The organism is Pseudomonas sp. OV546 (assembly GCF_900116845.1).
Lineage (GTDB): Bacteria > Pseudomonadota > Gammaproteobacteria > Pseudomonadales > Pseudomonadaceae > Aquipseudomonas > Aquipseudomonas petroselini.
Genome location: NZ_FPCE01000015.1, coordinates 13115 through 39236 on the forward strand (window position 1 = coordinate 13115; position 26122 = coordinate 39236).

Here is a 26122-nt window from a genome sequence, read left to right on the forward strand (position 1 = left end):
TACTAGAAGCCCATGCTCAAGTGTTCAGCGATGGGGCCTAACGCCAGCGTTGGCAGGAAGGTCAGGCCGCCCACCAGCAAAATGGTCACGGTCAACAGGGTCACGAACAGCGGGCCGTGGGTCGGGAAGCTGTTCTGGCCAATCGGTGCGGTCTTCTTCATCGCCAGGCTGCCGGCCAGGGCCAGTACCGGAAGGATGTAGCCGAAGCGGCCGATCAACATGCCCAGGCCCAGCATCAGGTTGTGGAACGGCGTGTTGGCGCTGAAACCGCCGAATGCCGAGCCGTTGTTGGCACTGGCCGAGGTGTAGGCGTAGAGCAACTGGCTGAAACCGTGGGGGCCAGGGTTACTGATGGCACCGGCCGGGCCAGGCAGGCTCGCGGCAATGGCGCCGAGCACCAGCACGCCAACCGGCATCACCAAGAGGGTCACGACCAGCAATTGCACTTCCTTGGCCTGTAGCTTTTTGCCCAGGTATTCCGGGGTGCGGCCGATCATCAGGCCGGCGAGGAACACCGCAATCAACACGTTGAGCAACATGCCGTACATGCCGGCGCCGACGCCGCCGAAGATCACTTCGCCGACCATCATGTTGACCAGCGCAACCATGCCGCTGAGGGGGTTGAGGCTGTCCTGCATGCCGTTGACCGAACCGTTGGACGCCGCCGTCGTCGTCACCGACCACAGCACCGTACCGGTGGTGCCGAAGCGGGCTTCCTTGCCTTCCAGCGGCGCGGTTTGCTCCACGGCCGGATTATTCAGGGTCGGATTGGGCTGGTATTCGGCCCACAACGAGGTCGCGCCGCCGATCAGGAACAGCGCCAGCATGCAGCCGAGGATCGCGCGGCTCTGACGCAGGTCTTTGACGTAGTGGCCGAAGGTGAACACCAGCGCCACCGGGATCAGGATGATGGCCGCCAACTCAAACAGGTTGGCCCAGGCCGTCGGGTCTTCAAACGGGTGTGCCGAGTTGACACCGAAGAAGCCGCCGCCGTTGGTGCCCAATTGCTTGATCGCAATCTGGCTCGCCGCCGGGCCAAGGGGAATCACTTGATCCACGCCTTGCATTGTCACGGCGTCAACGTAGTGAGCGAAGGTCTGCGGCACGCCCTGCCACACCAGGAACAACGCCAGCACCAGGCACAACGGCAGCAGGCCGTAGAGCGTGGCGCGGGTCATATCGACCCAGAAGTTGCCCAGCGTCTTGGTGGACTTGCGACCGATCCCGCGGCAAAGCGCGACCAAGACCGCCAGACCGGTCGCCGCGCTGACGAAGTTCTGCACCGTCAGGCCGGCCATCTGGCTGAGGTAACTCAGGGATGCCTCACCGCTGTAGGACTGCCAGTTGGTGTTGGTCATGAAACTGACCGCGGTGTTGAAGGCCAGGGTCCACTCCTGCCCCGGCAATTTCTGCGGGTTCAGTGGGAGGTAGTCCTGGAACAACAGGATCGCGAACAACAGCAAAAAGCCCGCGAGGTTGAACGCGAGCAAGGCCAGCATGTATTTCTGCCAGCTTTGTTCCTGCTGCTCGTCCACGCCCGACAGGCGATAACAGGCACGTTCCACCGGGCCCAATACCGGCGTGAGCCAGGTGCGCTGCCCCTCCATCACCTTGTAATAGAACCGCCCCAGGAACGGTGCCGGCACCAGTACCACGGCGAAGAAGGCGATGATCAGCCAATAGTCATAACTGTGCATAGCCCGCTCCTAGTTCCGATCCGCGCGTAACAGCGCAACCAGCAGATAAATGAACAGCGCCACGGCCAATAGCAGTGACACCCCGTCCAGAACGCTCATGGAAGTCTCTCCGTTTAGCGGCGAGTGCCGCGTGTGGGGCAATTGTCGGCAGGAGTGGTGTAAAGGAACGAGAGCGAGGGTGTGGGTGGGGCGTAAAGACGGCGTAAAGAGTGGGTTTATGCGCAGGTTACAGAGGGATTTGTGGTGATTGGGAGGGCCTCATCGGGGGCAAGCCCCCTCCCACACTTGGCCTGCGTACACCGGTCGGAATGTGGGAGGGGGCTTGCCCCCGATGAGGCCCGCACAGCCACTCCCGCACTTATCTGGTGCGATACCGGACATGTTCAAACGCCAAACCATCCCCAGCGCGACAGTTGCGCAGCTTTACGACAATGATTCCCAGCCTGGCATGTCCGCTGCAACACCTTGAATCATTCCAACCGGTTCAGGGAGAGCAACACAATGAACACACAACTCAAACCCACCTTGGGCACCCTGCACTTATGGGGTATTGCGGTCGGGCTGGTGATTTCCGGGGAATATTTCGGCTGGAGCTATGGCTGGGGCGTCGCCGGGACCTTGGGCTTCCTGGTGACCTCATTGATGGTCGCCGCAATGTACACCTGCTTTATCTTCAGCTTCACCGAACTGACCACCGCCATTCCTCACGCAGGCGGGCCGTTTGCCTACAGCCGTCGCGCTTTTGGCGAGAAAGGTGGCTTAATCGCCGGGCTCGCGACATTGATCGAATTCGTCTTTGCGCCCCCCGCCATCGCCTTGGCCATCGGCGCCTACCTGAATGTGCAGTTTCCAGCACTGGACCCGAAACACGCCGCCGTCGGCGCCTATATCGTCTTCATGGGCCTCAACATCCTCGGCGTGAAACTGGCCGCCACCTTCGAACTGGTGGTGTGCGTGCTCGCCGTCGCTGAACTGCTGGTGTTTATGGGCGTGGTCGCGCCTGCCTTCAGCTTCAGCAACTTCGCCCTGAACGGCTGGGCCGGCTCCGATACCTTCGGCGCCCCGGCGATTGCCGGGATGTTTGCCGCGATTCCTTTCGCCATCTGGTTCTTCCTCGCCATCGAAGGCGCGGCCATGGCGGCCGAAGAAGCGAAAGATCCGAAGCGCACCATTCCAAAAGCCTACATCAGCGGCATCCTGACCCTGGTGATCCTGGCCATGGGCGTGATGTTCTTCGCTGGCGGCGTGGGCGACTGGCGCACCCTGTCGAACATCAACGACCCGCTGCCACAAGCCATGAAGACCGTGGTCGGCGACAGCTCCGGCTGGTTGCACATGCTGGTGTGGATCGGCTTGTTTGGCCTGGTAGCGAGCTTCCACGGCATCATCCTGGGTTACTCGCGCCAGTTCTTCGCCCTGGCCCGCGCCGGGTACCTGCCGTCTTTCCTGGCCAAACTGTCGCGTTTTCAGACACCGCACCGCGCAATCATCGCCGGTGGCGTGGTCGGCATCGCAGCGATCTACAGCGACGGCCTGATCAACCTGGGCGGCATGACGTTGACCGCCGCGATGATCACCATGGCGGTATTCGGCGCCATCGTGATGTACATCATGAGCATGCTCAGCCTGTTCAAACTGCGTAAGACCGAACCGCTGCTGGAACGCACCTTCCGCGCACCGGGTTACCCCATCGTGCCGGGCATCGCGCTGGTGCTGGCGGTGGTGTGCCTGGTGGCCATGGCCTGGTTCAATGCACTGATCGGGCTGATCTTCCTGGGCTTTATGGTCGTGGGGTTCGCCTACTTCCAGATGACCGCGCAAGACCGCGCCGATGCACCGGCGGATGCGATGTTGACCGGGCTCTGATCTACTAAGAGGCAGAACGGGCCTACACTGAACTAGTAAGAAAGCCCGTCACTCAAAGCAGTTATTCCCGTGGGAAAACTCTCCCACGGCAATCTGCCTCAAGGAGAGCCTTATGCCGTGGTATGCATGGTTGATATTAGTGGTCGCCATCGGGTCGATCGTCGGTGGACTGATGATGCTGCGTGACAGCGCCAACAAAGTGGAACTCACCGACGAACAACGCAAGCGCGTGGCCGAGCGAAACGCCCAGGCGGACGCCAAGGATGCGCAGGATCGCTAACATAGCCGCCCTGACAAACAACCTGTGGCGAGGGAGCTTGCTCCCGCTGGCTGCGAAGCCGCCCCTCTAAAGCGTTACTCCCAATCCGCCTTGGCAATATGCAACCCGTGCTGCCCCTTATAGGCAGCACGCTCAGGCTGGCTCCAGCCACTCAGCAACGCATCCTCCAATTTATAAATCTCAACCCCCAGCGGGCGGCACACCGTCAACGGGTCCTGCGCCTCCGGCCCCCACATCGGCAGCGACAAATCCCCACCGGGGCACGTCGACAACGCACACAACAAATCAATCTCAGCAAAGAACTCCAGGTAATCCCCCTTCTGCGCCGGGCACGCCTTCATGAAATACATGTCGTCATGATTCAGGCCCGTGCACTGGAAAATATTCAGCACATCATGCACGTCGAATTCCGTCAGACCATGGGGTAAAACCGCGCGGGTCAGGTTCGAGTGACAATGGTGATGGAAGTCCTCACCGGTGAGCATCCGGTTCACATACGGATCACAACGCGTGCCGAGCAAATCATGCAAACGTCCGCCGTGCTCATCAATGCCATAACCGGCCAGACTGTCATCGGTGATCGTCACCAAGGGCCGCAAAAAAGGCAGGTTCGACCACAGCCGGTCATGGGTACTGACATGAGCGCCCTGCAACTGACGCGTACGCGCCGCCCACAAACGCTCGCGTGGGTCGTTGGCGTTCCACACATTAAAGTCACCCACCTGCGGCCCAACCGGCGTGGTCACACGAAACACATGCCCGGCCGGCACCTTCCACGCCCTGCCCGTGCGGATCGGCACTTCGAATTGCTCGATCAACGTGCGTTGCTGTTTTTGGTCACGGATACGCTCGTAAAACGCCGTGTCGACCTGCAACGCCGAACCTTTGCTGACCTGATAAGCGGCCGGATAGTCTTTGTACATAATGCAGATCCTCGATCAGGGGTGATTAAACAAAGCCAACGACAGGCGTTCCGAATCAGCCAGGTACAGGCTCATCGCCTGCCCTGCCGCCGGTTTGTCCTGCTGGACCAACAAGGTGTAAATCTCACAATCACGCTCCAACCACGGCGACTGGAAGCGCTGCTCATCGGGCGCAGCGCAAAACACCAGGCGCAATTGGGCGATCACTTGGGCAAAAAACTCATCGAACAAGGGGCTGCGCATCAACCCGACGATTTGCTGGTGAAACACCAGGCTATGAGTGGCGACTGCACGCCAGTCTTCGCGCTCACGGGCCAGGGTGGTGGCGTCGATGGCGTTCTGCATGCGCGCGGATTGATCCTCTGTCAAAGGGCCACTCTGGGCGATGGCCTGCAACTCCAGGGTGCGGCGGACTACAAATAAGTCACGCACTTCCTCTCGCTCCAAGCGACGGACCATTACGCCCTTATTGCGCACATACCGCGCCAGCCCTTCCTGACCCAGACGGTGCAGCGCTTCGCGGATGGTATTGCGCGAGGCGTTATAGGCGGTCACCAGCTCGGCCTCAACCAACGGCATTCCCGGCAACAGCCGCCCGCCGATGATGTCGGCACGCAACTCCAGGGCGATCTGATCGGCCAGGGACAAACTGAGTGTCATGGTTACCTCACGATTGTTGAACAATCTTGTGCGTAGAGGTAATCACTTTTCGTGCCAACGGCCAAGGCTCAGGAGAGACGTGTAAATGGAGTCAAGTTGGTTAAAATGCCAGCCTGTCACCGAGGCCGCCCTATGCGTTATTCGTCCAACCACAAAGCCCAGACCCACCAACGCATCATCAAGGAAGCCTCCGTACGCTTTCGCCGCGACGGCATCGGCGCCACCGGCTTGCAGCCGTTGATGAAAGCGCTGGACCTGACGCATGGTGGGTTTTACGCGCACTTCAGATCCAAGGGTGAACTGGTAGAAAAAGCCCTGCAGGCCGCCGCAGCAGAGCTGGATGCCCATTGCGAAACGCTGTTCAGCCAGGAACGGCCGCTGGAAGCGTTTATTGACAGTTACTTATCGGAGTGGCACCTCAACTCGCCGGCTGAAGGCTGTCCATTGCCGACCATGTCTTCGGAGCTAGGGCTGAGAGGCCAGCACAGTCCGACGACGGATGCCGTACTCGACGCGCGGCTCAAGCAGATCGAAACGGCCTTGGGGGAAGGACAGAGTGATGCACAAAGCTTGGTGATGATGTCGACACTGGTCGGGGCCCTGGTGCTTGCCAGGAGTGTTGAGGACAAGGCACTCGCCATGCGAATCATGGAGGTGGTGCGAGACAGTTTGAAGACCCAGGTTTCAGAGGATCAAAAAGCCGGTCAGTGACCGGCCTCCCTTGTATTGGCTTAGTTGATCACAAGCCTCTCGCGGTTTTTCTCCAGCAGAGCCTTGCCGATCCCCTTCACTTCCAACAACTCATCCACCGCCGTGAACGGGCCATTGCTTTCGCGGTAGGCCACGATTGCCTTGGCTTTGGAGGCGCCAATACCGAAGAGGTCACGACGCAGGGTTTCGGCGTCGGCGGCGTTGAGGTTGACCTTGGCGGGTTGCTCGGCCTTAGACATTTGGGCGGTGATGGGGGTTGGGGGTTGGGGCTTCGGGTTTGATGGAAGGGGCTGCGGTGGTGGTGACGGAGAGAGTGGTGAGGAAGGCGAAGATTAGGGAGGTGAGGTAGGTGTTTTGCATTTTGACGCTCCATGACATTGGTGAAGGAAAAGCAGCTTTTCCGAAGCTGCTTTTCCACGTTAGATGAAACTTCAACCAAGTCAAAAACCCTCATGTTACAAAGCGTGAACTCGTTGAAAATGCCATTATCGACAAAAATTTTAAGCAAGTCAGACACTTTGTTTAATCTGACCAAATATATAATCATCTAGTCTGACAGGTATCTAAGCAGACCCGATTACCTGCCTCATCTGAAACACCCATTACTTTATAAATAAGTGCCCGTTAAAAAGACTCTGTTTATAGCCTTAACGACGCAGCTTCTGTATTAGAGCAGCAACAATGCAATACCGGCGGTCTTACTAAAGCATTGTGCCAGCCGCCCGCCTTGCACCCACTCATTTCCGTCCGCCCCCCAGAGAGCTCCCTGAGAGCGACAGCTTGATGTCATCAATGCGGGACCGCAGGCTGGTATGGCCCAGATACAGTCGAGCTCAAAAGATTTAACGTAGGTGTATCGGCAGGAACGGGCTCGCGCGGAACACCCGCTCTGCATGAAGCGTTCACCGGGGATAGTGGCATCTGGTATATTGCGCGACTTGAACGTACTCAGGTCTAACGTGCGGAAACAAATTTTGAGCGCCAGAGGTGACCTTGCGATTGATCACACCCTGCGCATGCGCGCCCCTGTCGGATCTTGGAAACGGTCGGCCAGAACGATGTCGCCGTAAACATCTATCGCCCCTCATGATGAGTATCGAGCGCGGAGGCGATTCATGGAATGTGTCAACCCGATGGAGGCCCCCGGAGTTCACTGTCACGCAAGCCTGATCTCTAGCTGAAGGACTGCCGCCGATTCTATGCCAAAGCGGACAAATGGCTAAACTTTACGTGTACTTCAAGACCGCTTCGCGTAATCTAGAAATTTTCAGATCCGCTTGAAAAAAACGCTAAAGGCCTGAAAACGCAGCTCTATTTATTTTTAGTCAAATTTATTGCAGACGGTGGAAGAGGAAAATGAGCTTAATCAAATGGATTGATTTTCCTAGCTTAGGTGATGAAAGGGGGGGATTGGTAGCTCTCGAAATCGGCATGGAAAAAGCAATCCCTTTTGATATAAAACGTGTTTACTACATTTACCATACCGCTGAAGAAGTCAGCCGTGGATTTCATGCCCACCGCAACTTAAAACAAGTTGCTATTTGTGTCATGGGGAAACTTAGAATGGTCCTTGATAATGGACTATCCCGTGAAGAATGTTGGATGGAAAACCCTACCAAGGGGATCTTGATCGAGAGCATGGTATGGCGAGAAATGCACGACTTTAGTGACGACTGCATTTTATTAGTACTGGCTAGCGAGCACTATGACGAGTCAGACTATATTCGCAATTATGAAGATTTTATAGAGGCTGCGAAAGATGTCTAAGATCCACTCGCTGGCGGACGTCAAAAGTGGAAATATTGGAGCTGGCACGCGGATATGGCAATTCAGTATTGTCTTTGAAGGTGCCGCCATCGGCAGTAATTGCAATATCTGCGCGCACACTTTAATCGAAAGCGATGTAGTTATTGGTAACAATGTCACCATTAAATCAGGTGTCTTTTTGTGGGACGGCACCCGCATTGAGGACGACGTTTTTCTGGGCCCCAACGCTACATTCACAAATGATCCCATGCCGAGATCTAAGATTTACCCCGAAACGTTTACGGGTATAACAATTATGAAGGGGGCCAGCATTGGCGCCAATGCCACGCTGCTCCCCGGTGTGACTGTAGGATCCTACGCGATGGTTGGTGCGGGGGCTGTTGTGACAAAAAACGTTCCAGCTAGGGCTGTAGTTATTGGCAACCCCGCAAAAATCATCAGGTATATCGACAAATGATTAGCTTTCTCGACTTAAAGAAAATCAACGCCGTGATGCGCGAAGAGTTAATTGAGTCTTGCACTCGAGTTATTGATTCAGGCTGGTTTATTGGCGGCAATGAGCTTTCCAAGTTTGAAGCGCAGTTTTCTACTTATACACAGAGCCGTCACTGCATCGGCGTTGCGAACGGCCTTGATGCGCTAAACCTGACATTGCGCGCCTGGAAGGAACTGGGCAGGCTCAAGGAAGGGGATGAGGTTATCGTCCCGGCCAACACTTATATTGCAAGCATTCTTGCCATTACGGAAAATCGGTTGATACCCGTGTTGGTGGAGCCGGATGCAGCGACCTACAATTTGAACCCGCAGCTTGTTGAATCAGCTATCACACCCAAGACCCGGGCAATCATGGCGGTGCACCTGTATGGCCAGCTCTGCGATATGCCAGCATTAATGTCGTTGGCGAAACGAAACAACCTCCTTGTATTGGAAGACTCAGCTCAGGCACACGGCGCCCGCCAGGACGGACGCTGCGCCGGGAGTTGGGGCGATGCATCAGGATTCAGCTTTTACCCAGGCAAAAATCTCGGGGCTTTAGGCGACGCGGGCGCGATCACTACCGACGATGATGAGCTGGCTGATACCCTGAGAGCACTGCGAAATTATGGCTCGCACGAAAAGTACAAGAACCTTTATCAAGGAGTAAACAGCCGCCTCGATGAAATCCAGGCAGCCATGTTGAGTGTCAAACTCAAGTATCTGGATGAGCAAACAACAGCTCGCAGAGATGTCGCCCAGAAATATATGGAAGGCATCCGCAATCCTGGCATAACGCTGCCGTTGGCGGCGGGCACACCCGTGCAATCCCTGGAAAGTCATGTATGGCATGTATTCGTTATTCAATGCAAACGACGTGACGAATTGCAGCAGTACCTGCTCGCTCAAGGGATTCAAACGATCATTCACTATCCTGTCCCAGCACACCAACAACAGGCGTACCAGCAGTGGAACTCCCGCAGTTATCCTCTGACTGAGGCGATACACAAGCAAGTGCTGAGCCTACCGATAAGCCCTGTCATGACCTCGTCAGAAGTTCAATTTGTCATTACAGCTGTCAATAACTTTGTGTGTGAAGCGTGAACTGATGATTGCATCGTTAATAAGACTCTGGAAGTGCCTGACTCTAAAGAGGAAGGTGCAGCTATCTATCATCCTTGTTCTTATGATTATTGCGTCGTTTGCTGAAGTTTTGAGTATCGGCGCGATCGTTCCATTTCTGGCGGTTCTGATCAATCCAGAAAAATTAATGGATCAGCCTCTCGCAAGCAGCGTGCTCACTGCGCTTGGAATCACCCGCGCTGACGGACTGCTTCTGCCCCTTACGATCATTTTCGCGCTTGCGGCCATTTTGTCCGGGGCCAGCCGTTTTGTTTTGATGTGGGCACAGAACCGCTTCAGCTCTGCGGTAGGTAGCGATTTGGCGGGAGGTATCTACAAGGCGGTAATACATCAGCCTTACAGCAAGCACCTTTCGCGAAACAGCAGTGAGGTGATTACGGCTATTTTCAACAAAGTTGACATTGTTGTTCGTGAATTCCTCATTCCCACATTGACGATTGCCAGTTCGGCTTTCATGATGCTCGCGATACTTATCATCGTACTGGCCATTGAACCGGTTGTTGCGTTCCTTGCATTTGCCAGTTTTGGCAGCGTCTACGTCTTAGTAATTTTTGCCACGAAGAAACAACTTGGCAAAGACAGTCTTGAAGTGAGTTCAAGCTCGGACAAAGTTCTAAAGTTACTGAATGAAAGCCTTGAGGGGATTCGTGACGTCATTATCGACGCCTCTCAGCTGTCGTATCGGAAAGACTTTGACGCTGCCGATTCAAAACTGCGCAGGGCCAAAGCCAACATACAAATCATTGCGAACGCGCCGCGGTATACGATCGAATCGTTTGGCATGTTGATGGTTGCTGTATTCGCCTACTGGCTCGCGCAGCAACCTGGAGGATTGTTAGCCTCTATACCGATACTGGGAGCATTAGCCCTGGCGGCACAGCGCCTATTGCCAGTATTGCAGCAGTCTTACGCAGCGTGGGCCTGCATCAGAGGCGCCCATGACTCCTTGCTGGATGTACTCAACCTTCTTCCGGAAACAAACATTCAACTCGATACGGACACGCCCCGAACCCATCACCCCTTCAGTGAGTCGCTGTCACTCAACGCCGTATCTTTCCGTTATGGTGAGAATGGCCCGTGGGTGCTGAAGGATATTAATCTCAACATCCCTAAAGGTGGGCGTATCGGGTTGGTCGGCGCAACAGGAAGTGGTAAAAGTACACTACTCGACATGTTGATGGGATTGTTGACCCCGACCGAGGGTACTTTCCTGGTCGATAACGAGCAGATTACAACTGCTAATTGTCGCAATTGGCAGGCCAACATTGCACATGTACCTCAACTTATATTTCTATCTGACGCCTCGGTGGCGGAGAACATCGCCTTTGGAATAGCTTATCAAGATATAGATCTTGAACGCGTTCGGCGGGCCGCAGAAAAAGCCCAAATGGCAGAAGTTATCGAGTCTTGGGCAGATGGCTACGACACACCAGTAGGGGAAAGAGGCGTTTTTCTATCAGGTGGACAGCGTCAACGTATCGCGATTGCCAGAGCCTTTTATAAAGAAGCAAGCGTTATCGTTCTGGATGAAGCAACCAGCGCGCTTGACAGCAAAACCGAGCTTGAGGTGATGAAAGCCGTAGAAGGGCTTGGTGAGGACATAACATTGATCGTTATCGCCCATCGGCTCAATACCCTCAAGGGATGTGACACAGTGATCGAAATAGAGAATGGCGTAATTGTGAAGAGCGGTTCCTATGAGTCCCTATGCGGCGCCACATTGAAACAGTCTGTGTAAATATGGGCTCCTTGATAATAGGCTTTGGATTTTATGACTCACAATGCTGATCCCACAATCGAAAACGATTGCACCATTCTTGTAAACTCATGCGACAACTATGAGGATGTGTGGCTGCCTTTTTTTAGTGCTTTCAAGGAGATGTGGCCAGATTGCAACTGCAAGATCATCCTCAATACAGAACATAAGAGTTTATGCGTTGAAGGGCTGCAAATAGTCACCTTAAACCTGACCCCGTCAGAAGGTAAAAAACCATGGGGATGGCGGCTGCGCAAAGCGTTGTCCTTAGTGGATACCCCATTCGTCGTTGCGTTGTTTGACGACTTCATCCTGGAAGCGCCAGTCAACAAGGAAAAATTGACCCGGTGCATTCAGGAAATGAAGAATGACACAGAAATTAGCGTATTTTACTTCAATAATATTCCGGGCATGAACACCCCCACCCCTAAACACGAAGGATTCGAACTCATTGGTCAAAGGAACGACTATCGATTGAATTCAGTGCCAGCTGTATGGAGAACCCAACAACTCTTAAAGTTCACAGGAGAGTTGGACTCACCATGGGCTTGGGAGTTTTTTGGCAGTGCGCGAACCTACAGTAGTGATGACCAATTCTATTGCGCTCAGCCAGACAAGGAAGATACGTTTATTTATAACTACAAGCTGGGTGGCGCAATACGCAGAGGCAAGTGGGTTGCAAGCGTCATTACACCGGCGTTGAAAAAATATAATCTCCCCTTGGACCTTAAACACAGAGGGATTGCTAGTGAATCACTATCAGATGGCAAATATAGCTTGAAGTGGAAAGTAGATTTTTTCTTACTAGGTTTCAAAATGATTGGATTCAGCGCCTTCATTTTTCTCTATAGAGTTTTACTCAAAAAACTGTCTAAGCGCTTTCAAAGGTACATTGCATGAGCAAGGCTAACTTCACTTTTGCGGTGATCACTTTCAATCACGAATCATACATCATTGAACACCTTGAAAGCATAAGGTTTTTGATTGAGAACTTCGGATCCACGTACAACTTCAACCTGATCATCGCTGACGATGGCTCACGAGATCGAACCGTCGAACTGGCAAATCAGTGGCTATCAGCACACAACGCCCTATTTTCCAATATCACGGTCTTGGCCGATGGCTCGAATCATGGTACCTGCTTTAACTACACCCGTATCTGGCCGCTGATTGACGGCGATCTATTCAAAATAACCGCTGGCGATGACGTTTACTCTTGCGTAAACATATTTAAAGAGGTGGAACGTTTAAAGCACAACGACTTTTTCTCAGGTTTGCCATTGCTATTAATTGATGGAAAGCTCGGCGAGTCACGCCCTACTATCTTCCATATCTTGGCGACGGACGTTATCTATAAAGGAAAAAAACTTATAGAGCGCCTGAAAGGAATCAGCAGTATTAATACGCCAAATTTGTTCTGCAATAAAAAATTTCTGCAAGACAAAAATCTGTTCGACTTTATAAACAGCTATAGTGTGACTGAAGATTTTCCAATGATGGTGAAAATCGCAAACTCCTATGAAAACATTACTTTTGTACAGACGAGGGAAGTATACGTTTATTACAGACGCACCTCAGGCTCGACCTACCTCATTCGCGGATCTGACTTCGACAAAGACAAACTAAAAGCATTCGACTACATGTTGTCGAACGAAAAAAATTGGCTGGACAGGTTCGTCTTGAGAAATAGAATCTATTGCTACAAACTTGACAATAGTCTTTTTAAAAAACTACTGAACCTAGGGTATTACTCGTACCTATTCAAGTTAATGGCAAATGCATTGCCAATCGCCAAGGCGTGCTCGGAATCCCCTTCGGCTACGCAGGTACATCAAACGCACTACGATCTAATTGCAAAAAATGCAAATAATTTCTTAGACAGCATTCAAAAAAATCAACCACATATCAAATAAAACCATTGCCACTATAAAAACATAGAATACATATCGTTATTATTCTGCAAGGCAGAGCAACACTATCTTTAAGGAGTTGAAGAATGAGTACCGCAAAGGTCTATGCGCCGTTACTGCTAGTCGAAGCCTATTTATTATTTGGGTTGTGGCTCTTCTTTTTTGGACCTATCTATTGGCCATTGAAGAACCAGGGTGAATTCCTCGGCTTCATTTTTTTATACCATGTATTCTTCATAGTCGGTTACATTCTGCAAACTAAATTCTTTGTTAAGCATTCAAGCGTCGAGTCAACCTTAAAACGAGCCCCCGACGACAACATATTCATTAGGTACTTCTGGTTCATTCTGCTCATGGCATTCGCGGCGAATGTGGTGGTACACAGGAACACCACGCTTTCGAACTCATATATCCCAGATGACTTCTTCGCCGGTCTTTATCGAGGTCTGGTAACACCTTGGGAGGCTAGGGCTTTCTACGCCTCAGAGGCCTCCTCGATTGGTTTTGTAAAAAATCCGTACATAACAGCGATAACGCTATTTGCAGGGCCATTCAAATACATACTGTTACCGGGACTTGTATTCTACTGGCATGCATTAAGCAACGTTCGCAGAATTGCAGGAATGCTTGTCCTTACTATACCGTTGCTGACAGGTATCATTGCCAGCTTAAGCGTGATCAATTTTTCTTATGTGTTTATTATCTCGACGTGTCTAAGCGTGCTGCTTATCTCAAGCAAATCCAGCGGCATTGTTTCCACACTCAAACAAAGAAAGTTCTTTCTAGCATTCCTAGCGTTTATGTTCCTTTTTTCTTTCTGGCAGTTTTACAGTGTAAAATCTGCGCATTCGCCATATCAAGTTGTCGTCGAGAATAGTAAACCCCAATCCTTTGATTACTTAAAACAAAAAGGAATAGCATTTAGAAGTGAGGATCCAGGCGCCGAGAGATCTAACATTGTGGACTTTTATGAAAAGCTGACCAGTTATATGGTTCAGGGCTATTACGGAATGTCGGTTTCGCTTGACGAAGATTTCCAATCTTCATATGGCATTGGGCACTCAGTATTCTTGCAAAAATCCTTTGCCCAATACTTAGGCATTGACGTCAGGGAGAGAACATTCCCACATAAAGTTACTGAAAAATGGGATGAGTTTGTTTACTGGCATTCTTTTTATACCTATATAGCCAATGACGTGGGCTTTTGGGGCGTGGCCATCGTCATGCTGATACTGGGCGCTTACTTCTCTTATGTTTACCTTTCCGCGACGCTGCATGATAATTTTTATGCAAAAATGCTGCTCCCTCTGTTCGGAATCCTCTTTTTGTATATCCCGGCAAACAACCAGATCTTCGGCTTTCTCGAATCGATGACTTCTTTTTGGATACTGACGGTGCTGTTTGTCCTATCCAAAAATGCTCGCGTCAATGGCTATGCAAAAGTTAAAAATACTTAAACACTATGAATGGCCGTCAACGCGTGCTTAATACCACGCGTTACGGCTGGAGTGAGCTGTGGGCTCCGAGGGGAGGCCTTACTCAGTCGTTGACACAATGACTGGGGAGCCGGGGTGTTCGCCGGCAACTCGGCTTAAGCTCGCTCAGCAGTCAACCGGACGGAGAGCGGGCAGACAACTCGCCATCACAGTGCCGCTGAGTATGCATCCAGTCAACAATCTCCCCCTCCGGGTTGTAGCCGCTTACAACGCTTTTCAAAATCTGCCTGACGAGCACGTAATCATTCTCTTCAACGCCCGCCAACAAAGCTTGCAACTTCAGTTTGAGGACATCCCATGTTAGAAACTCCTCACTTGCCCGCATAATCATCGGGTGGCTCGTGGCTGCAACGTTGTCACCTATCAACAATTCCTCATAAAGTTTTTCACCTGGACGTAGCCCACTAAAATTGATCAGGATATCCCCGTGTGGGTTCCTATCTGAACGAATACTCAACCCCGACAGATGGACCATCTTCTCAGCAAGCTCCACGATCTTCACGGGCTCGCCCATGTCGAGCACGAACACATCGCCCCCCAACCCAAGAGAACCCGCCTGAATCACCAACTGTGCAGCCTCGGGTATGGTCATGAAGTAACGCGTGATCTTCGGGTGGGTGACGGTCAAAGGTCCCCCCGCCTGGATCTGCTTGTGGAACAACGGTATAACCGAGCCCGAAGAGCCCAGCACATTACCAAAGCGAACCATGGTGAAACGTGTTTTGTTGACGCGAGAAACTTTCGATGTATCGCCAAACAGAACCGGGGCCAGCTCCTTGCTCAATGCTTGCAACACTAACTCAGCAAGACGCTTGGTACTGCCCATGACATTAGTCGGCCGTACAGCTTTGTCGGTTGAGATAAGAACGAAATTTTCGACCCCCGCCTGCAAGGCAGCTTGAGCAGTATTAAGTGTGCCAATCACATTATTGAGAATGCCCTCGGCAATATTGTGCTCCACCATGGGCACATGTTTATAGGCCGCTGCGTGGTAGACCGTATCGACGGACCAGACCTTCATGACTTCAAGTAGCCTATCCTGATGCCGCACTGAGCCAAGTATAGGTAACAGTTTTACGCTCAGGGACTCCGACTGTACGCGCTGCTCAAGCTCGGACAAAATGCAGTACAAGTTGTATTCGCCATGATCAAACAACAGCAAAGTCGTGGGCCCGAGCGTCAGTATCTGGCGGCAGAGCTCCGAGCCGATAGAGCCGCCCGCCCCCGTCACCATCACCACGCGTTGCTTGATGCATCTTTCCAACAGCTCATCCTGAGCCGGTACAGGATCCCGACCCAGCAGGTCGGCAATATCCACTTCCTGAATGTCATCGACCTTGACCCGACCACTCGCTAAGTCCATGAACCCAGGGACGCTACGCACGTGCAACGGGTAGCCTTCAAGGTATCCGAGTATTTCCCGACGTCGCGCCCTTGTAGATGAAGGGATCGCCAGCAGCAGCTCCTCGGCACCGGTATCGTCGATCATTCGTTGAATATGCTTCGGTTTATACACCTGCAGCCCGGAAATCACGCGATCGGCAATACTATTGTCGTCGTCAATGAAGGCAACCGGACGCATCAGTTTTCCCATGCGCAATGCGGCCACCAGTTGGTTGCCCGCCGCCCCAGCGCCATAAATAGCCACCTTGGGCAGACCATCATCGCGATTTGTGAAAGGAACGTGCTGAGCCGCGGCAAACCAGTCGCCAAGGAAATACTGACGCATACCAAGGCGCAAGCCGCCAATGATAACCATGCTCAGCCACCAATAGTTGAATACGATTGAACGAGGTACAACTGTCTGGTGATTGCTATAAAGGTATACGACGAGCGCCAGCAATAGAGCTGACAAACTGACCGCCTTGATGATGGCAATTAACGCATCATTTCCAAAATAGCGCATGACGGCGCGGTACATGCCGAAGTTGATAAAAAGCGGAATAGCGATAACCGGCGCACTGAGAAATAGCCATAAATGGACGACAAATGGGTTGTTCAGTTCGTCAAATCCCAAACGAACGACAAACGCAAGCCAAAGCGCTACCCACACAAGCACGATATCGGTGGCAACTTGCAGAATGCGTTTTTGCCTACGTGGCAAGCCCACCAGGCGGGTGCGTAGATTATCCATAAACCCTTTTTATACCTCAGTCCTTAGTACCGCCAGAAAAAACGGCGGTTCCATGTTGTGCTTCGTGTGATGTTCAAACGATGCTGCCAACAAATTATCCGGTTTTTTCCAGCTCACCAGCATGAAACTTGATAGCCAGCAGTACCAGCGGAACATAAGCCAGCACCAACCCCAAGACACCATCAAAGCCTAACCCGACGCAGAGACCAATGGGTAGCAGCCAGAGCACGTTGATGGCTGTGACCGCCAGCGTGACGGGCAAGTGCCGCCCCGCTTGGCGCGATGCATACTGATAGGCATGACTGCGGTGCGCCTCGTATACCTTATCCCCACGCAGTAAGCGTCGGCCCAAGGTAAAGGTAGCATCAACAATAAATACGCCCAGCAAAATGAGCCAGACCCATAGCAACTCACTCGCCGACCAAGCGGCCTGCAATGAGAGCACGCCAATCACAATGCCAAGGAATCCGCTGCCTGCGTCCCCCATGAAAATGCGCGCGGGCGGGAAATTCCAATAGAGGAAACCAAGCACACAAAACGCTAATAGCAAGGGTCCCAGCATGATCGCCTCATGACCGGTCAGCCAGTACACAAGGCATGCCCCCAGACAGGCGCAGACAGCCTCGACGCTCGCAATTCCATCGATCCCGTCCATGAAGTTATACAGATTGAGCATCCAAACCAGGTACATCGCAGCCAGCAAATACCCAATCCAGCCGAGGTCCACGTCAAACCCCAGCAATTCGATAACGGGCAGCCCCCCCATCCAGAAAAGCGCCCACCCGGCTGCAACAAAATGTGCCAGTAGTCGCCAACGCGCGGCAATATGGCCGTGATCATCAAGGAACCCAACCACAGCAATCAGTGCACCGCTCCCCAGTATTGGCCAAGTAGCCTCCCAACTGATCGATCCAGTGCCGGCCATCAAGCCTATTGCTGTCAAATACGTCAGAACGATAGCGACGCCACCACCTCGCGGCGTCGGTACGGTGTGGGAGCTGCGGCCGTTGGGTATGTCCATCAGGCTGCGAGACAAGGCGTAGCGACGTAACACCCAAGTCAACAGAAGTGACGTTATTAGTACCGCTGCGAATACGAACCGGAGGGTCATGTAAGATTAGGTTCCTGGAACAAAATGCGGGCAAGAAAGGCTCCGCATTTTTCGCAGCGCCCATCAAGCCGGTAAGATTTTTCGAAGACTGTCTAGCGGTTTATTACAACACCGTGTCAATTTATGACGAGTAGAAAATGCTGGAACTCCGTACTGTGGAGGTCATCCGCACGCGGGCACCTAACTAGCAAACCGCGGACAAAACTGCTGAGCCTGGCACCCCAACCACACAGCGCGACAACACTTATTCATCGTTTATGATTTCGCCTCAAGGTACCTTTCCTGAAAAGTACCTCGAGACGGTCAAACAACGTTGCCTTTGAAAAGTGCTCACGGTAGTAACGTCTGCCAGCCACCCCCATTCTCTCCAGCTCGGACGCAGGCAATGAGCTCATGGCACGTACGATCTCGGCGAGCCCCGTGGCATCGCCAGAGCCACACGCCATACCTGCAGTCGACTCTACAACCACGCGGGCAGCCTCGCCATCGATCATGGCGATAACGGGCTTCCCTGACGCAAGATATGCCTGCACCTTACCCGGAATGGTTTTCTCGAAGACTTCATTTGTCTTCAATGACACCAACAGCGCGTCTGCGGTCGCGAAAAGTGCAGGCATTTTTTCCAACGGATGCCGCCCCAACAATAGAACGTTATCCAGTTGGTGCTCCGCTACATGTTTGGCCAACCACTCACTGGCCCGACCATTTCCGACGATCACCCAACGCACAGGCAATTCAGCCTTGATCGCTTTGGCTGCCTCCATAATGGCTGGAAAATCCTGGGCTTCACCGATATTCCCAGCGAAAAGGATCGTGAAGACTGACTCATCGCGGGTCAGCAAGTCAGAAGCCGTCTGCACATCGCCAGAAAAGTCGTCTTCGGCCCAGCTTGGGAAGTACACCAGACGATCGGCTGAAATCGAGCGAGTGCAGTACTTCCGCACATCCTCGTCAAAGGAACGCGACTGTAACAACAGATAATCGGAACGGTTGTAGATCCAGGACACCATTTTCCCGACGAGACCAAGCAACCTCGGGTTCTTGATTACCCCTACCGCATTCAGGGTTTCAGGCCACAAATCCAAGACCCAGACAAATACCGGTGCGTTTTTCAGACGCCCAAGTACCAGTGCTGGAATAGCGCCCATAATCGGCGAGACGCCATACACGAAAATGGCGTCGAATGACTGTCCCCGCAACTTGTAGCACCCGAAGATTGAAGCGCTGGTAAAAAACGACAGGTAATTCAAGGCAAGCGTAATACTACGCTTGCCTCGCGCCAACATCGGAACTCGAACAATGCTCGCGCCCTGATAGTGAGAGAACTGTGCGGGGTCACGCAGATAATCGGCATAGACCAGCCCTTCCGGATAGTTGGGCTGCCCTGTGAGCACTGTTACTTCATGACCTTTGGCGACAAACCCCTCGACCATGTTGTTGATGCGCATGTTTTCAGGCCAAAAATACTGGGTGACCACCAAAACCTTGAGCGGGCGTTCCTCGGTGAGCCTATCCAATCAGTATTGCTTCCATACAGTACGCATGACGTAGTCGCGATAGCTGTGGATGATCCTCGCGACCTTCTCGGAGACATTCGGCATGCTGTAGTCTGCGACCAGGCGCAGCGTACGCTCCTGGCCACTGGCTTGGCTTTCCAGCAATTGCAAACCCTGCATTACACGCTCAGTTTCCAGGCCGACCATCATCACTGCAGCTTCTTCCATCCCCTCTGGACGCTCGTGTGCTTCCCGCATGTTCAGTGCTGGGAAGTTGAGGATTGAAGATTCTTCATTGATAGTACCGCTGTCCGAGAGTGCAGCTTTGGACGTCAGTTGTAGCTTGTTGTAATCCTTGAACCCGAGCGGCTTGAGCAGTTGCACATTTTTGTGAAAAATCACACCCATCGCATCTACACGCTTTTGGGTGCGCGGATGCGTACTCACGATGACTGGAAAGTCATAATGGGCAGCAACGGTATTAAGCACGTCTACCAATTTGAGGAAGTTCTTATCGGAATCGATATTTTCCTCACGGTGGGCACTCACGACAAAAAATTTGCCGGTCTCAAGTCCCAGTCGCTCCAAGACATCCGAAGCCTCAATACCTTCACGGTAGTAATTGAGCACCTCATACATCGGGCTACCAGTCTTAATCACCATGTCCGGCGACAGGCCTTCGCGTAGTAAGTAATCTCGAGCGATACTGCTATAGGTCAGATTAATATCTGCTGTGTGGTCAACGATGCGTCGATTGATCTCTTCTGGGACGCGCATATCGAAACAGCGATTGCCGGCCTCCATATGAAAAGTAGGAATCTTGCGACGCTTCGCGGGAATGACAGCCATGCAACTATTGGTGTCACCGAGCACCAACAAGGCCTCTGGTTTCGTTTCCTCCAGCACACGGTCCACAGCAATGATCACGTTGCCGATGGTCTGCGCGCCGCTGCAACCCGCTGCGTTGAGAAAGTGGTCCGGCTTGCGAATACCAAGATCCTGGAAGAATATCTCGTTCAATTCGTAATCATAGTTCTGTCCGGTATGCACCAGGATGTGTTCACAATGCTCATCCAGCTTGGCCATCACCCGCGACAAACGGATGATTTCCGGACGAGTGCCCACAACCGTGACAACTTTCAGCTTTTTCATCTAAATATTCTTTCCTGAGTCATTGATGTCGGAATTATCGACCGAGATCACGGCCTCACGCGCCTGACAGATCAGGCTCGAGTTCCAACCGACATTGCAAAAGTATCCGGCCGTTCGCGATCAAAAATCTCATTAGCCCACAACATGACGACCATCTCGTCATCACCGACATTGGTAATATCGTGCGTCCAACCAGGCACCGTCTCCACGATCTGAGGACGCTCACCGTCGGTGTGCAACTCGTAAAACTCGCCAGAAACAATATGGCGAAAGCGGAAGCAAGCCTTGCCTTTGATCACCAGGAATTTTTCGGTTTTGCTGTGGTGGTAATGTCCGCCACGGGTAATACCAGGGTGGGCGGTGAAATAAGAAAACTGGCCACTGTCCTTGGTCTTCAGCATTTCGACAAAAACACCACGTGGATCGCCGTGCTTTTGCACTTCATAAGTGAACTGTTCGACAGGCAAGTAGCTGACATAGGTCGAATAGAGCGCACGCACCAGCCCTGAGCCAACAGCTTCACTGATCAACGAATTACGACTCTCGCGGAACGCATGCAGCTGGTCAGCCAGATCACCCACAGTAATGCTGTATACCGGTTGCACCTGCGCAACGCGGTCAGTGGACACACCGGCATCCATGGCCCTGATGAAACAATCGACGACGTCGTCGATGTAGACCAGGCTGATTACAGCCTCCCGATCATTGACCTGGATAGGCAAGCCTCGGGTGATATTGTGGCAAAAGGTGGCGACGGCGGAGTTGTAATCAGGACGTGCCCACTTACCAAACACATTGGGTAGGCGCAAAACCTCCACCCTGGAACCATGGCTTGACCGCAGGTCATGCAACGCCTGCTCGGCCGCCAACTTGCTGACACCATATGGGTTGTCACGATCGGCCTGGGTGGACGAGGTATAAAGCACTGGTATGGGCCTACCACTTGCCTTGATCGCATGGCAAAGTGCAAGGGTCAGATCGGTGTTGCCGACTTTGAATTCTTCCGGTGATTGCGGTCGATTAACCCCGGCCAAGTGAAACACAAAATCACAATCGGCCACTCGCGCGGCCAACTCGGCAATGCTGTTTTCCCGAGTGAAGGAGACGACCTCTACATCCTTGCGCTCATTCAGGTGCGCAATCAGGTTCTTACCGACAAAGCCATTGGCGCCGGTGATCAATACCTTCATCACTCACTCCTCGGGCGTAGCGTGTTCGCCACGCTGAATCGCCTGCATGAACTCAAGCTTAAGCAAGAGTCGTTGCATGCCAGCCAGATCCAATCGTTCGGTATTGTGGGAGTTGTAATCTTCTGTGCGAGAAATTTTCTCTTCACCTTGCTCCACGAACTTGGAGTAGTTCAGATCGCGCAGATCGGGTGGCACTCGGTAGTAGTCACCCCGATCTTCGGCACAAGCCATCTCCTCACGGCTCAACAGCGCCTCGAAGAGCTTCTCGCCATGCCGCGTACCGATCACTTGAATAGGGTGTTCAGGCTTGCCAACCATGGAGGTCAACGCTTTGGCCAGGGTCTCGACCGTCGCCGCTGGCGCCTTCTGCACAAACAAGTCACCGTTGCGACCGTGCTCGAATGCATACAAAACCAGATCGACGGCATCCGCGAGGGTCATCATGAACCGACTCATGTTTGGATCAGTCAGCGTCAACGCTTGCCCTGCACGAATCTGCTCGATGAAGAGTGGGATCACGGAGCCCCGCGAAGCCATGACATTGCCGTAGCGAGTGCCACAAATAACGGTTTTCTTGTCATCCACATTGCGAGACTTGGCCACCATTACTTTTTCCATCATTGCCTTGGAGATACCCATGGCATTGATAGGGTAGACCGCTTTGTCGGTGCTCAAGCACACCACGCGCTTGACTGCGTTCTGGATCGCAGCCTCAAGAACGTTTTCGGTACCGATAACGTTCGTTTTAACCGCTTCCATCGGGTGAAACTCACAGGAAGGAACCTGCTTGAGCGCTGCCGCATGAAAAATGTAATCCACTCCGCGGGTGGCGTTGAGTACGCTCTGATAATCACGCACATCGCCGATATAAAATTTCAGTTTGGCGTTAGCGTAACGCTTACGCATATCGTCCTGCTTCTTCTCGTCTCGACTGAAGATGCGGATTTCATCGATGTCGCTGTCGAGAAAACGTTTGAGTACTGCGTTGCCGAATGAACCAGTGCCACCAGTGATAAGAAGTGTTTTTCCGCTAAACATAATGAGTCCTAATGCAACGCGCACTGCACAACAAGCTTCTAGCTGGCGAATCACCTCAGAATCTGCCATCCAATTAATCTACTGACCCACTGGAATGCCCAGCGGTGAAGATATCCAAGGAAAACGTCGGGGTTTGCTCGCCTACAGCCTGAAAATCAGCTTTGCGTGGTGCAGTTAAAGATGAGGGATTTTAAAATGGAGTCCATTTTAAGCGCTGCATTCTCAATGTCAAAAGCGAACGCAGATAAATGACGTGCTGGCGCTTGCCCTAACTGTCACATCAGGACGGAACCGGCCCTGGCTGGATGAACAAAGGACTGACGGGATTCCGATGTTTGGGCGGCTCAGCCAACCTTTCCAGATAAGCTAAGGCGTGACGATCAGGCTAACGCACTTGCTGAGAATTCCTGCGACCCACTAACAACGCGAGCACAGGGCTAACAAGCATCCCGAGAATCAATGCAAGCGTCACAAAAACCGAAATCGGAAGCTCGACTGTAGACCAGCCAAAAAATGCCAATGAGGTGCCCTGCTGGTTTTCCAGCACAAAGGCCAACACAAAAAGAGCGACGAGCAAAGCAGCCATTACTACAAAAACGCGTTTGGCCCTACGCATAACTTTCTCCCGATCAAAATAGACTCAGACGCCTTCTTCTTCGTCTTCGTTCACCCGATCCCGCAACTCCTTCCCTGGCTTGAAATGAGGCACAAACTTCCCATCCAGACTCACCGACTGCCCAGTCTTGGGATTCCGCCCTACCCGCGGCGCGCGATAGTGCAGCGAGAAGCTGCCAAACCCACGGATCTCAATCCGATCACCAGTCGCCAGGCACTGGGACATTTGCTCGAGCATGGTCTTGATAGCCAGCTCAACATCCTTGGATGAGAGCAGCCCTTGATGGGTGACAATTCGTTCGATCAACTCCGACTTGGTCATATTTTTCCCTTCTTTTTCAAGCAGCTAGGAAAAGCGCTTCGAAGGTTTTAGCATGACTTGATGAATTTGAACAGCCCATGCATAAACTTATCTGCTGGTTAAATAAACACCTGCGTGAAACACGTAACCGCCTCAATTGCAGATGACGAGCATCTTGCGAGTCACCGCGCCAGCAGGGTTCCAGCCGAACAGGTAGTCGCCCTCTTCGTCCGTGGCGTCACTGGACTTGGTGATGACCTTATAGCCCTGCATCTTGCACTCACGGGCGGCGCGCTTCTCGCACTTGTCCCACTTGTTGCCCAGCCCCGAGCAGTCGATCTCGATGCCGCTGACGCCGCGCTTAGCGTGGGTCTTGGCACTGGTGGTAGAGCAGCCTGCGAGCATGAGCACTGCGAGTATTACAATAAGCCTGTTCATTCAACTCCTTACTGAAGCGACATCACGAGAACCGCTTTTTTCCTAAGACTATAGTCAGTTCTGACACTGATCTACTCACCTTGGTTCTCGACGTTGATTCAACAAATTTCAGGCACAAAAAAGGGCGACCGAAGTCGCCCTTTTTCTATGGTCTGACAGAACTTAGTTCTGTTTTTCCATTTGTGCACGCAACAGGTCGCCCAGAGTGGTAGGACCAGCAGCGATGCTATCCGAAGGCTTGTCTTTCAAGCTTTGGATGGCTTCTTTCTCTTCAGCATCGTCTTTCGACTTGATGGAAAGCTGGATTACACGGCTCTTGCGGTCAACGCTGATGATCTTGGCTTCTACTTCCTGGCCTTCTTTCAGAACGTTACGTGCGTCTTCAACGCGGTCACGGCTGATTTCGGAGGCTTTCAGAGTCGCTTCGATATCGTCGGCCAGAGTGATGATGGCGCCTTTAGCGTCAACTTCTTTCACGATGCCTTTAACGATTGCGCCTTTGTCGTTGTCCTGAACGTATTCAGAGAACGGGTCGCTTTCCAGTTGCTTGATACCCAGGGAGATACGCTCGCGCTCTGGGTCAACCGACAGGATAACGGTGTCCAGCTCGTCGCCCTTCTTGAAACGACGAACAGCTTCTTCGCCCACTTCGTTCCAGGAGATGTCGGACAGGTGAACCAGGCCGTCGATGCCGCCGTCCAGACCAATGAAGATACCGAAATCGGTGATCGACTTGATGGTGCCGGAGATTTTATCGCCCTTGTTGAACTGGCCAGAGAAATCTTCCCATGGGTTAGATTTGCACTGCTTGATGCCGAGGGAGATACGACGACGCTCTTCGTCGATGTCCAGAACCATAACTTCCACTTCGTCGCCGACTTGTACGACTTTCGAAGGGTGGATGTTTTTGTTGGTCCAGTCCATTTCGGAAACGTGTACCAGGCCTTCAACGCCTTCTTCCAGCTCTGCGAAGCAGCCGTAGTCAGTCAGGTTGGTAACACGCGCGGTGACGCGAGTGCTTTCTGGGTAACGGGCTTTGATAGCGACCCATGGATCTTCACCCAGTTGCTTCAGGCCCAAGGAAACACGGTTGCGTTCGCGATCGTATTTCAGAACCTTGACATCGATCTCGTCGCCAACGTTGACGATTTCGGAAGGATGCTTGATGCGCTTCCAAGCCATGTCGGTAATGTGCAGCAGGCCATCCACGCCACCCAAATCGACGAATGCGCCGTAGTCGGTGAGGTTTTTGACGATACCTTTGACTTGTTGGCCTTCCTGCAGGGATTCCAGCAGAGCTTCACGCTCGGCGGAGTTCTCTGCTTCCAGGACGCTGCGACGGGAAACGACAACGTTGTTGCGTTTCTGGTCGAGTTTGATGACCTTGAATTCGAGTTCTTTGCCTTCCAGGTGCGTGGTGTCGCGCACTGGACGAACGTCGACCAAAGAACCTGGCAGGAACGCACGGATGCCGTTAACGTCGACAGTGAAGCCGCCTTTAACCTTACCGTTGATAACGCCCTTGACCACTTCTTCAGCTGCGAAGGCTGCTTCGAGAACAATCCAGCATTCAGCGCGCTTGGCTTTTTCACGGGACAGCTTGGTTTCACCGAAACCGTCTTCAACCGAGTCCAGAGCAACGTGAACTTCGTCACCGACACTGATTGTCAGATCACCAGCATCGTTGTAGAACTGTTCCAGCGGGATCAGAGCTTCAGACTTCAGACCAGCGTGAACGGTTACCCAGCGAGCTTGGTAATCGATATCAACGATAACACCGGTGATGATGGAGCCTGCCTGAAGGTTCAGGGTTTTTAGGCTTTCTTCAAAGAGTTCCGCAAAGCTTTCGCTCATTTTAATTCCTGTTGATAAGGGCGAAGAATACGCCCATCTCCACACCCCAGACGGTGTGGGTCAGTTTCAGTTAAAAGAAGCCACCGCAGGACTATGACTGGTCCCCTGCG

General features: G+C 52.5%; 24 protein-coding genes and 1 pseudogene. 10 read left to right on the top strand and 15 right to left on the bottom strand.

Going from position 1 to position 26122, the window contains the following annotated elements; genetic code table 11:
* Positions 1-2 precede the first annotated feature (2 nt).
* On the bottom strand, positions 3-1697 hold the full coding sequence (gene kdpA / locus BM403_RS26295; RefSeq protein WP_046035051.1) for a potassium-transporting ATPase subunit KdpA: 1695 nt from the start codon (positions 1695-1697) through the stop codon (positions 3-5).
* Between the two features lie 9 nt (positions 1698-1706).
* Positions 1707-1796 carry a K(+)-transporting ATPase subunit F gene (gene kdpF / locus BM403_RS26300; protein ID WP_003218754.1) on the bottom strand — a complete coding sequence of 30 codons (90 nt, stop codon included), beginning with the start codon at positions 1794-1796 and terminating at the stop codon, positions 1707-1709.
* Between the two features lie 402 nt (positions 1797-2198).
* On the opposite strand from kdpF, the gene eat reads away from it, so the two are divergent.
* Both eat and BM403_RS26310 read left to right on the top strand, forming a co-directional pair.
* Positions 2199-3563 (top strand): ethanolamine permease, encoded by a 1365-nt coding sequence (eat, locus tag BM403_RS26305; RefSeq protein WP_010211919.1) that lies wholly within the window; start codon positions 2199-2201, stop codon positions 3561-3563.
* Positions 3564-3675: 112 nt separating this feature from the next.
* Positions 3676-3843 carry a DUF2897 family protein gene (locus BM403_RS26310; RefSeq protein ID WP_012722955.1) on the top strand — a complete coding sequence of 56 codons (168 nt, stop codon included), beginning with the start codon at positions 3676-3678 and terminating at the stop codon, positions 3841-3843.
* Between the two features lie 74 nt (positions 3844-3917).
* Here BM403_RS26310 and BM403_RS26315 read toward each other — a convergent pair whose 3' ends face one another.
* Complete coding sequence (locus BM403_RS26315) at positions 3918-4766, bottom strand: urea carboxylase-associated family protein (RefSeq protein ID WP_093545877.1); 849 nt, start codon at positions 4764-4766, stop codon at positions 3918-3920.
* A gap of 15 nt (positions 4767-4781) precedes the next feature.
* Positions 4782-5426, bottom strand: coding sequence for a GntR family transcriptional regulator (locus BM403_RS26320; protein WP_093545880.1), 645 nt, complete (start codon positions 5424-5426; stop codon positions 4782-4784).
* A 132-nt stretch (positions 5427-5558) separates the two neighbouring features.
* Here BM403_RS26320 and BM403_RS26325 point away from each other — a divergent pair, with 132 nt between their 5' ends.
* A complete protein-coding gene (locus tag BM403_RS26325; protein WP_093545883.1) occupies positions 5559-6137 on the top strand; it encodes a TetR/AcrR family transcriptional regulator in 579 nt (192 codons plus the stop codon).
* Positions 6138-6157: 20 nt separating this feature from the next.
* On the opposite strand, the pseudogene BM403_RS26330 reads toward BM403_RS26325, so the two are convergent.
* A pseudogene (locus tag BM403_RS26330) lies at positions 6158-6497 on the bottom strand (ComEA family DNA-binding protein).
* A gap of 996 nt (positions 6498-7493) precedes the next feature.
* Between BM403_RS26330 and BM403_RS26335 the strand changes: the two are divergent.
* From BM403_RS26335 to BM403_RS26365, 7 genes are all read left to right on the top strand, one after another.
* Positions 7494-7904, top strand: coding sequence for a sugar 3,4-ketoisomerase (locus BM403_RS26335; RefSeq protein ID WP_093545886.1), 411 nt, complete (start codon positions 7494-7496; stop codon positions 7902-7904).
* Positions 7897-8361, top strand: a complete 465-nt coding sequence (locus BM403_RS26340) for an acyltransferase (protein WP_093545889.1) — start codon at positions 7897-7899, stop codon at positions 8359-8361. Before BM403_RS26335 ends, BM403_RS26340 begins: the two co-directional genes overlap by 8 nt.
* A complete protein-coding gene (locus BM403_RS26345) occupies positions 8358-9482 on the top strand; it encodes a DegT/DnrJ/EryC1/StrS family aminotransferase (protein WP_093545892.1) in 1125 nt (374 codons plus the stop codon). Before BM403_RS26340 ends, BM403_RS26345 begins: the two co-directional genes overlap by 4 nt.
* A gap of 55 nt (positions 9483-9537) precedes the next feature.
* Positions 9538-11259, top strand: a complete 1722-nt coding sequence (locus BM403_RS26350) for an ABC transporter ATP-binding protein (RefSeq protein WP_218189872.1) — start codon at positions 9538-9540, stop codon at positions 11257-11259.
* A 33-nt stretch (positions 11260-11292) separates the two neighbouring features.
* Positions 11293-12177: a hypothetical protein gene (locus BM403_RS26355; protein ID WP_139238005.1), complete on the top strand. Its 885-nt coding sequence runs from the start codon at positions 11293-11295 to the stop codon at positions 12175-12177.
* A complete protein-coding gene (locus BM403_RS26360; protein ID WP_093545898.1) occupies positions 12174-13190 on the top strand; it encodes a glycosyltransferase family A protein in 1017 nt (338 codons plus the stop codon). Before BM403_RS26355 ends, BM403_RS26360 begins: the two co-directional genes overlap by 4 nt.
* Positions 13191-13273: 83 nt before the next feature.
* A complete protein-coding gene (locus BM403_RS26365) occupies positions 13274-14644 on the top strand; it encodes a hypothetical protein (protein ID WP_093545901.1) in 1371 nt (456 codons plus the stop codon).
* 151 nt (positions 14645-14795) lie between these two features.
* On the opposite strand, the gene BM403_RS26370 is transcribed toward BM403_RS26365, so the two are convergent.
* The 10 genes from BM403_RS26370 to rpsA form a co-directional block, all read right to left on the bottom strand.
* A complete protein-coding gene (locus tag BM403_RS26370) occupies positions 14796-16817 on the bottom strand; it encodes a polysaccharide biosynthesis protein (RefSeq protein WP_093545904.1) in 2022 nt (673 codons plus the stop codon).
* Between the two features lie 94 nt (positions 16818-16911).
* Positions 16912-17928, bottom strand: coding sequence for an MraY family glycosyltransferase (locus tag BM403_RS26375; RefSeq protein ID WP_093545907.1), 1017 nt, complete (start codon positions 17926-17928; stop codon positions 16912-16914).
* A gap of 248 nt (positions 17929-18176) precedes the next feature.
* A complete protein-coding gene (locus BM403_RS26380) occupies positions 18177-19376 on the bottom strand; it encodes a glycosyltransferase family 4 protein (protein ID WP_093546033.1) in 1200 nt (399 codons plus the stop codon).
* Positions 19377-19445: 69 nt separating this feature from the next.
* On the bottom strand, positions 19446-20576 hold the full coding sequence (gene wecB, locus BM403_RS26385; RefSeq protein ID WP_093545910.1) for a non-hydrolyzing UDP-N-acetylglucosamine 2-epimerase: 1131 nt from the start codon (positions 20574-20576) through the stop codon (positions 19446-19448).
* 71 nt (positions 20577-20647) lie between these two features.
* Complete coding sequence (locus tag BM403_RS26390; protein ID WP_093545913.1) at positions 20648-21766, bottom strand: UDP-2-acetamido-2,6-beta-L-arabino-hexul-4-ose reductase; 1119 nt, start codon at positions 21764-21766, stop codon at positions 20648-20650.
* Positions 21767-21769: 3 nt separating this feature from the next.
* Positions 21770-22804, bottom strand: a complete 1035-nt coding sequence (locus tag BM403_RS26395) for a polysaccharide biosynthesis protein (protein ID WP_093545916.1) — start codon at positions 22802-22804, stop codon at positions 21770-21772.
* Positions 22805-23189: 385 nt separating this feature from the next.
* On the bottom strand, positions 23190-23420 hold the full coding sequence (locus BM403_RS26400; RefSeq protein WP_093545919.1) for a LapA family protein: 231 nt from the start codon (positions 23418-23420) through the stop codon (positions 23190-23192).
* 24 nt (positions 23421-23444) lie between these two features.
* A complete protein-coding gene (gene ihfB / locus BM403_RS26405; RefSeq protein ID WP_003218804.1) occupies positions 23445-23741 on the bottom strand; it encodes an integration host factor subunit beta in 297 nt (98 codons plus the stop codon).
* Positions 23742-23873: 132 nt separating this feature from the next.
* Entirely contained in the window at positions 23874-24158 is a 285-nt protein-coding gene (locus tag BM403_RS26410; protein ID WP_012722934.1) for a hypothetical protein, read from the bottom strand.
* Positions 24159-24320: 162 nt separating this feature from the next.
* Positions 24321-26012, bottom strand: coding sequence for a 30S ribosomal protein S1 (rpsA, locus tag BM403_RS26415; RefSeq protein ID WP_093545922.1), 1692 nt, complete (start codon positions 26010-26012; stop codon positions 24321-24323).
* Positions 26013-26122: the final 110 nt, after the last annotated feature.

Bases quoted from the DNA above. Each gene is read 5' to 3' on its own strand.
- kdpA (WP_046035051.1), bottom strand. From the start codon at position 1,697: ATGCACAGTTATGACTATTGGCTGATCATCGCCTTCTTCGCCGTGGTA.
- kdpF (WP_003218754.1), bottom strand. From the start codon at position 1,796: ATGAGCGTTCTGGACGGGGTGTCACTGCTATTGGCCGTGGCGCTGTTC.
- eat (WP_010211919.1), top strand. From the start codon at position 2,199: ATGAACACACAACTCAAACCCACCTTGGGCACCCTGCACTTATGGGGT.
- BM403_RS26310 (WP_012722955.1), top strand. From the start codon at position 3,676: ATGCCGTGGTATGCATGGTTGATATTAGTGGTCGCCATCGGGTCGATC.
- BM403_RS26315 (WP_093545877.1), bottom strand. From the start codon at position 4,766: ATGTACAAAGACTATCCGGCCGCTTATCAGGTCAGCAAAGGTTCGGCG.
- BM403_RS26320 (WP_093545880.1), bottom strand. From the start codon at position 5,426: ATGACACTCAGTTTGTCCCTGGCCGATCAGATCGCCCTGGAGTTGCGT.
- BM403_RS26325 (WP_093545883.1), top strand. From the start codon at position 5,559: ATGCGTTATTCGTCCAACCACAAAGCCCAGACCCACCAACGCATCATC.
- BM403_RS26335 (WP_093545886.1), top strand. From the start codon at position 7,494: ATGAGCTTAATCAAATGGATTGATTTTCCTAGCTTAGGTGATGAAAGG.
- BM403_RS26340 (WP_093545889.1), top strand. From the start codon at position 7,897: ATGTCTAAGATCCACTCGCTGGCGGACGTCAAAAGTGGAAATATTGGA.
- BM403_RS26345 (WP_093545892.1), top strand. From the start codon at position 8,358: ATGATTAGCTTTCTCGACTTAAAGAAAATCAACGCCGTGATGCGCGAA.
- BM403_RS26355 (WP_139238005.1), top strand. From the start codon at position 11,293: ATGACTCACAATGCTGATCCCACAATCGAAAACGATTGCACCATTCTT.
- BM403_RS26360 (WP_093545898.1), top strand. From the start codon at position 12,174: ATGAGCAAGGCTAACTTCACTTTTGCGGTGATCACTTTCAATCACGAA.
- BM403_RS26365 (WP_093545901.1), top strand. From the start codon at position 13,274: ATGAGTACCGCAAAGGTCTATGCGCCGTTACTGCTAGTCGAAGCCTAT.
- BM403_RS26370 (WP_093545904.1), bottom strand. From the start codon at position 16,817: ATGGATAATCTACGCACCCGCCTGGTGGGCTTGCCACGTAGGCAAAAA.
- BM403_RS26375 (WP_093545907.1), bottom strand. From the start codon at position 17,928: ATGACCCTCCGGTTCGTATTCGCAGCGGTACTAATAACGTCACTTCTG.
- BM403_RS26380 (WP_093546033.1), bottom strand. From the start codon at position 19,376: ATGCGCATCAACAACATGGTCGAGGGGTTTGTCGCCAAAGGTCATGAA.
- wecB (WP_093545910.1), bottom strand. From the start codon at position 20,576: ATGAAAAAGCTGAAAGTTGTCACGGTTGTGGGCACTCGTCCGGAAATC.
- BM403_RS26390 (WP_093545913.1), bottom strand. From the start codon at position 21,766: ATGAAGGTATTGATCACCGGCGCCAATGGCTTTGTCGGTAAGAACCTG.
- BM403_RS26395 (WP_093545916.1), bottom strand. From the start codon at position 22,804: ATGTTTAGCGGAAAAACACTTCTTATCACTGGTGGCACTGGTTCATTC.
- BM403_RS26400 (WP_093545919.1), bottom strand. From the start codon at position 23,420: ATGCGTAGGGCCAAACGCGTTTTTGTAGTAATGGCTGCTTTGCTCGTC.
- ihfB (WP_003218804.1), bottom strand. From the start codon at position 23,741: ATGACCAAGTCGGAGTTGATCGAACGAATTGTCACCCATCAAGGGCTG.
- BM403_RS26410 (WP_012722934.1), bottom strand. From the start codon at position 24,158: ATGAACAGGCTTATTGTAATACTCGCAGTGCTCATGCTCGCAGGCTGC.
- rpsA (WP_093545922.1), bottom strand. From the start codon at position 26,012: ATGAGCGAAAGCTTTGCGGAACTCTTTGAAGAAAGCCTAAAAACCCTG.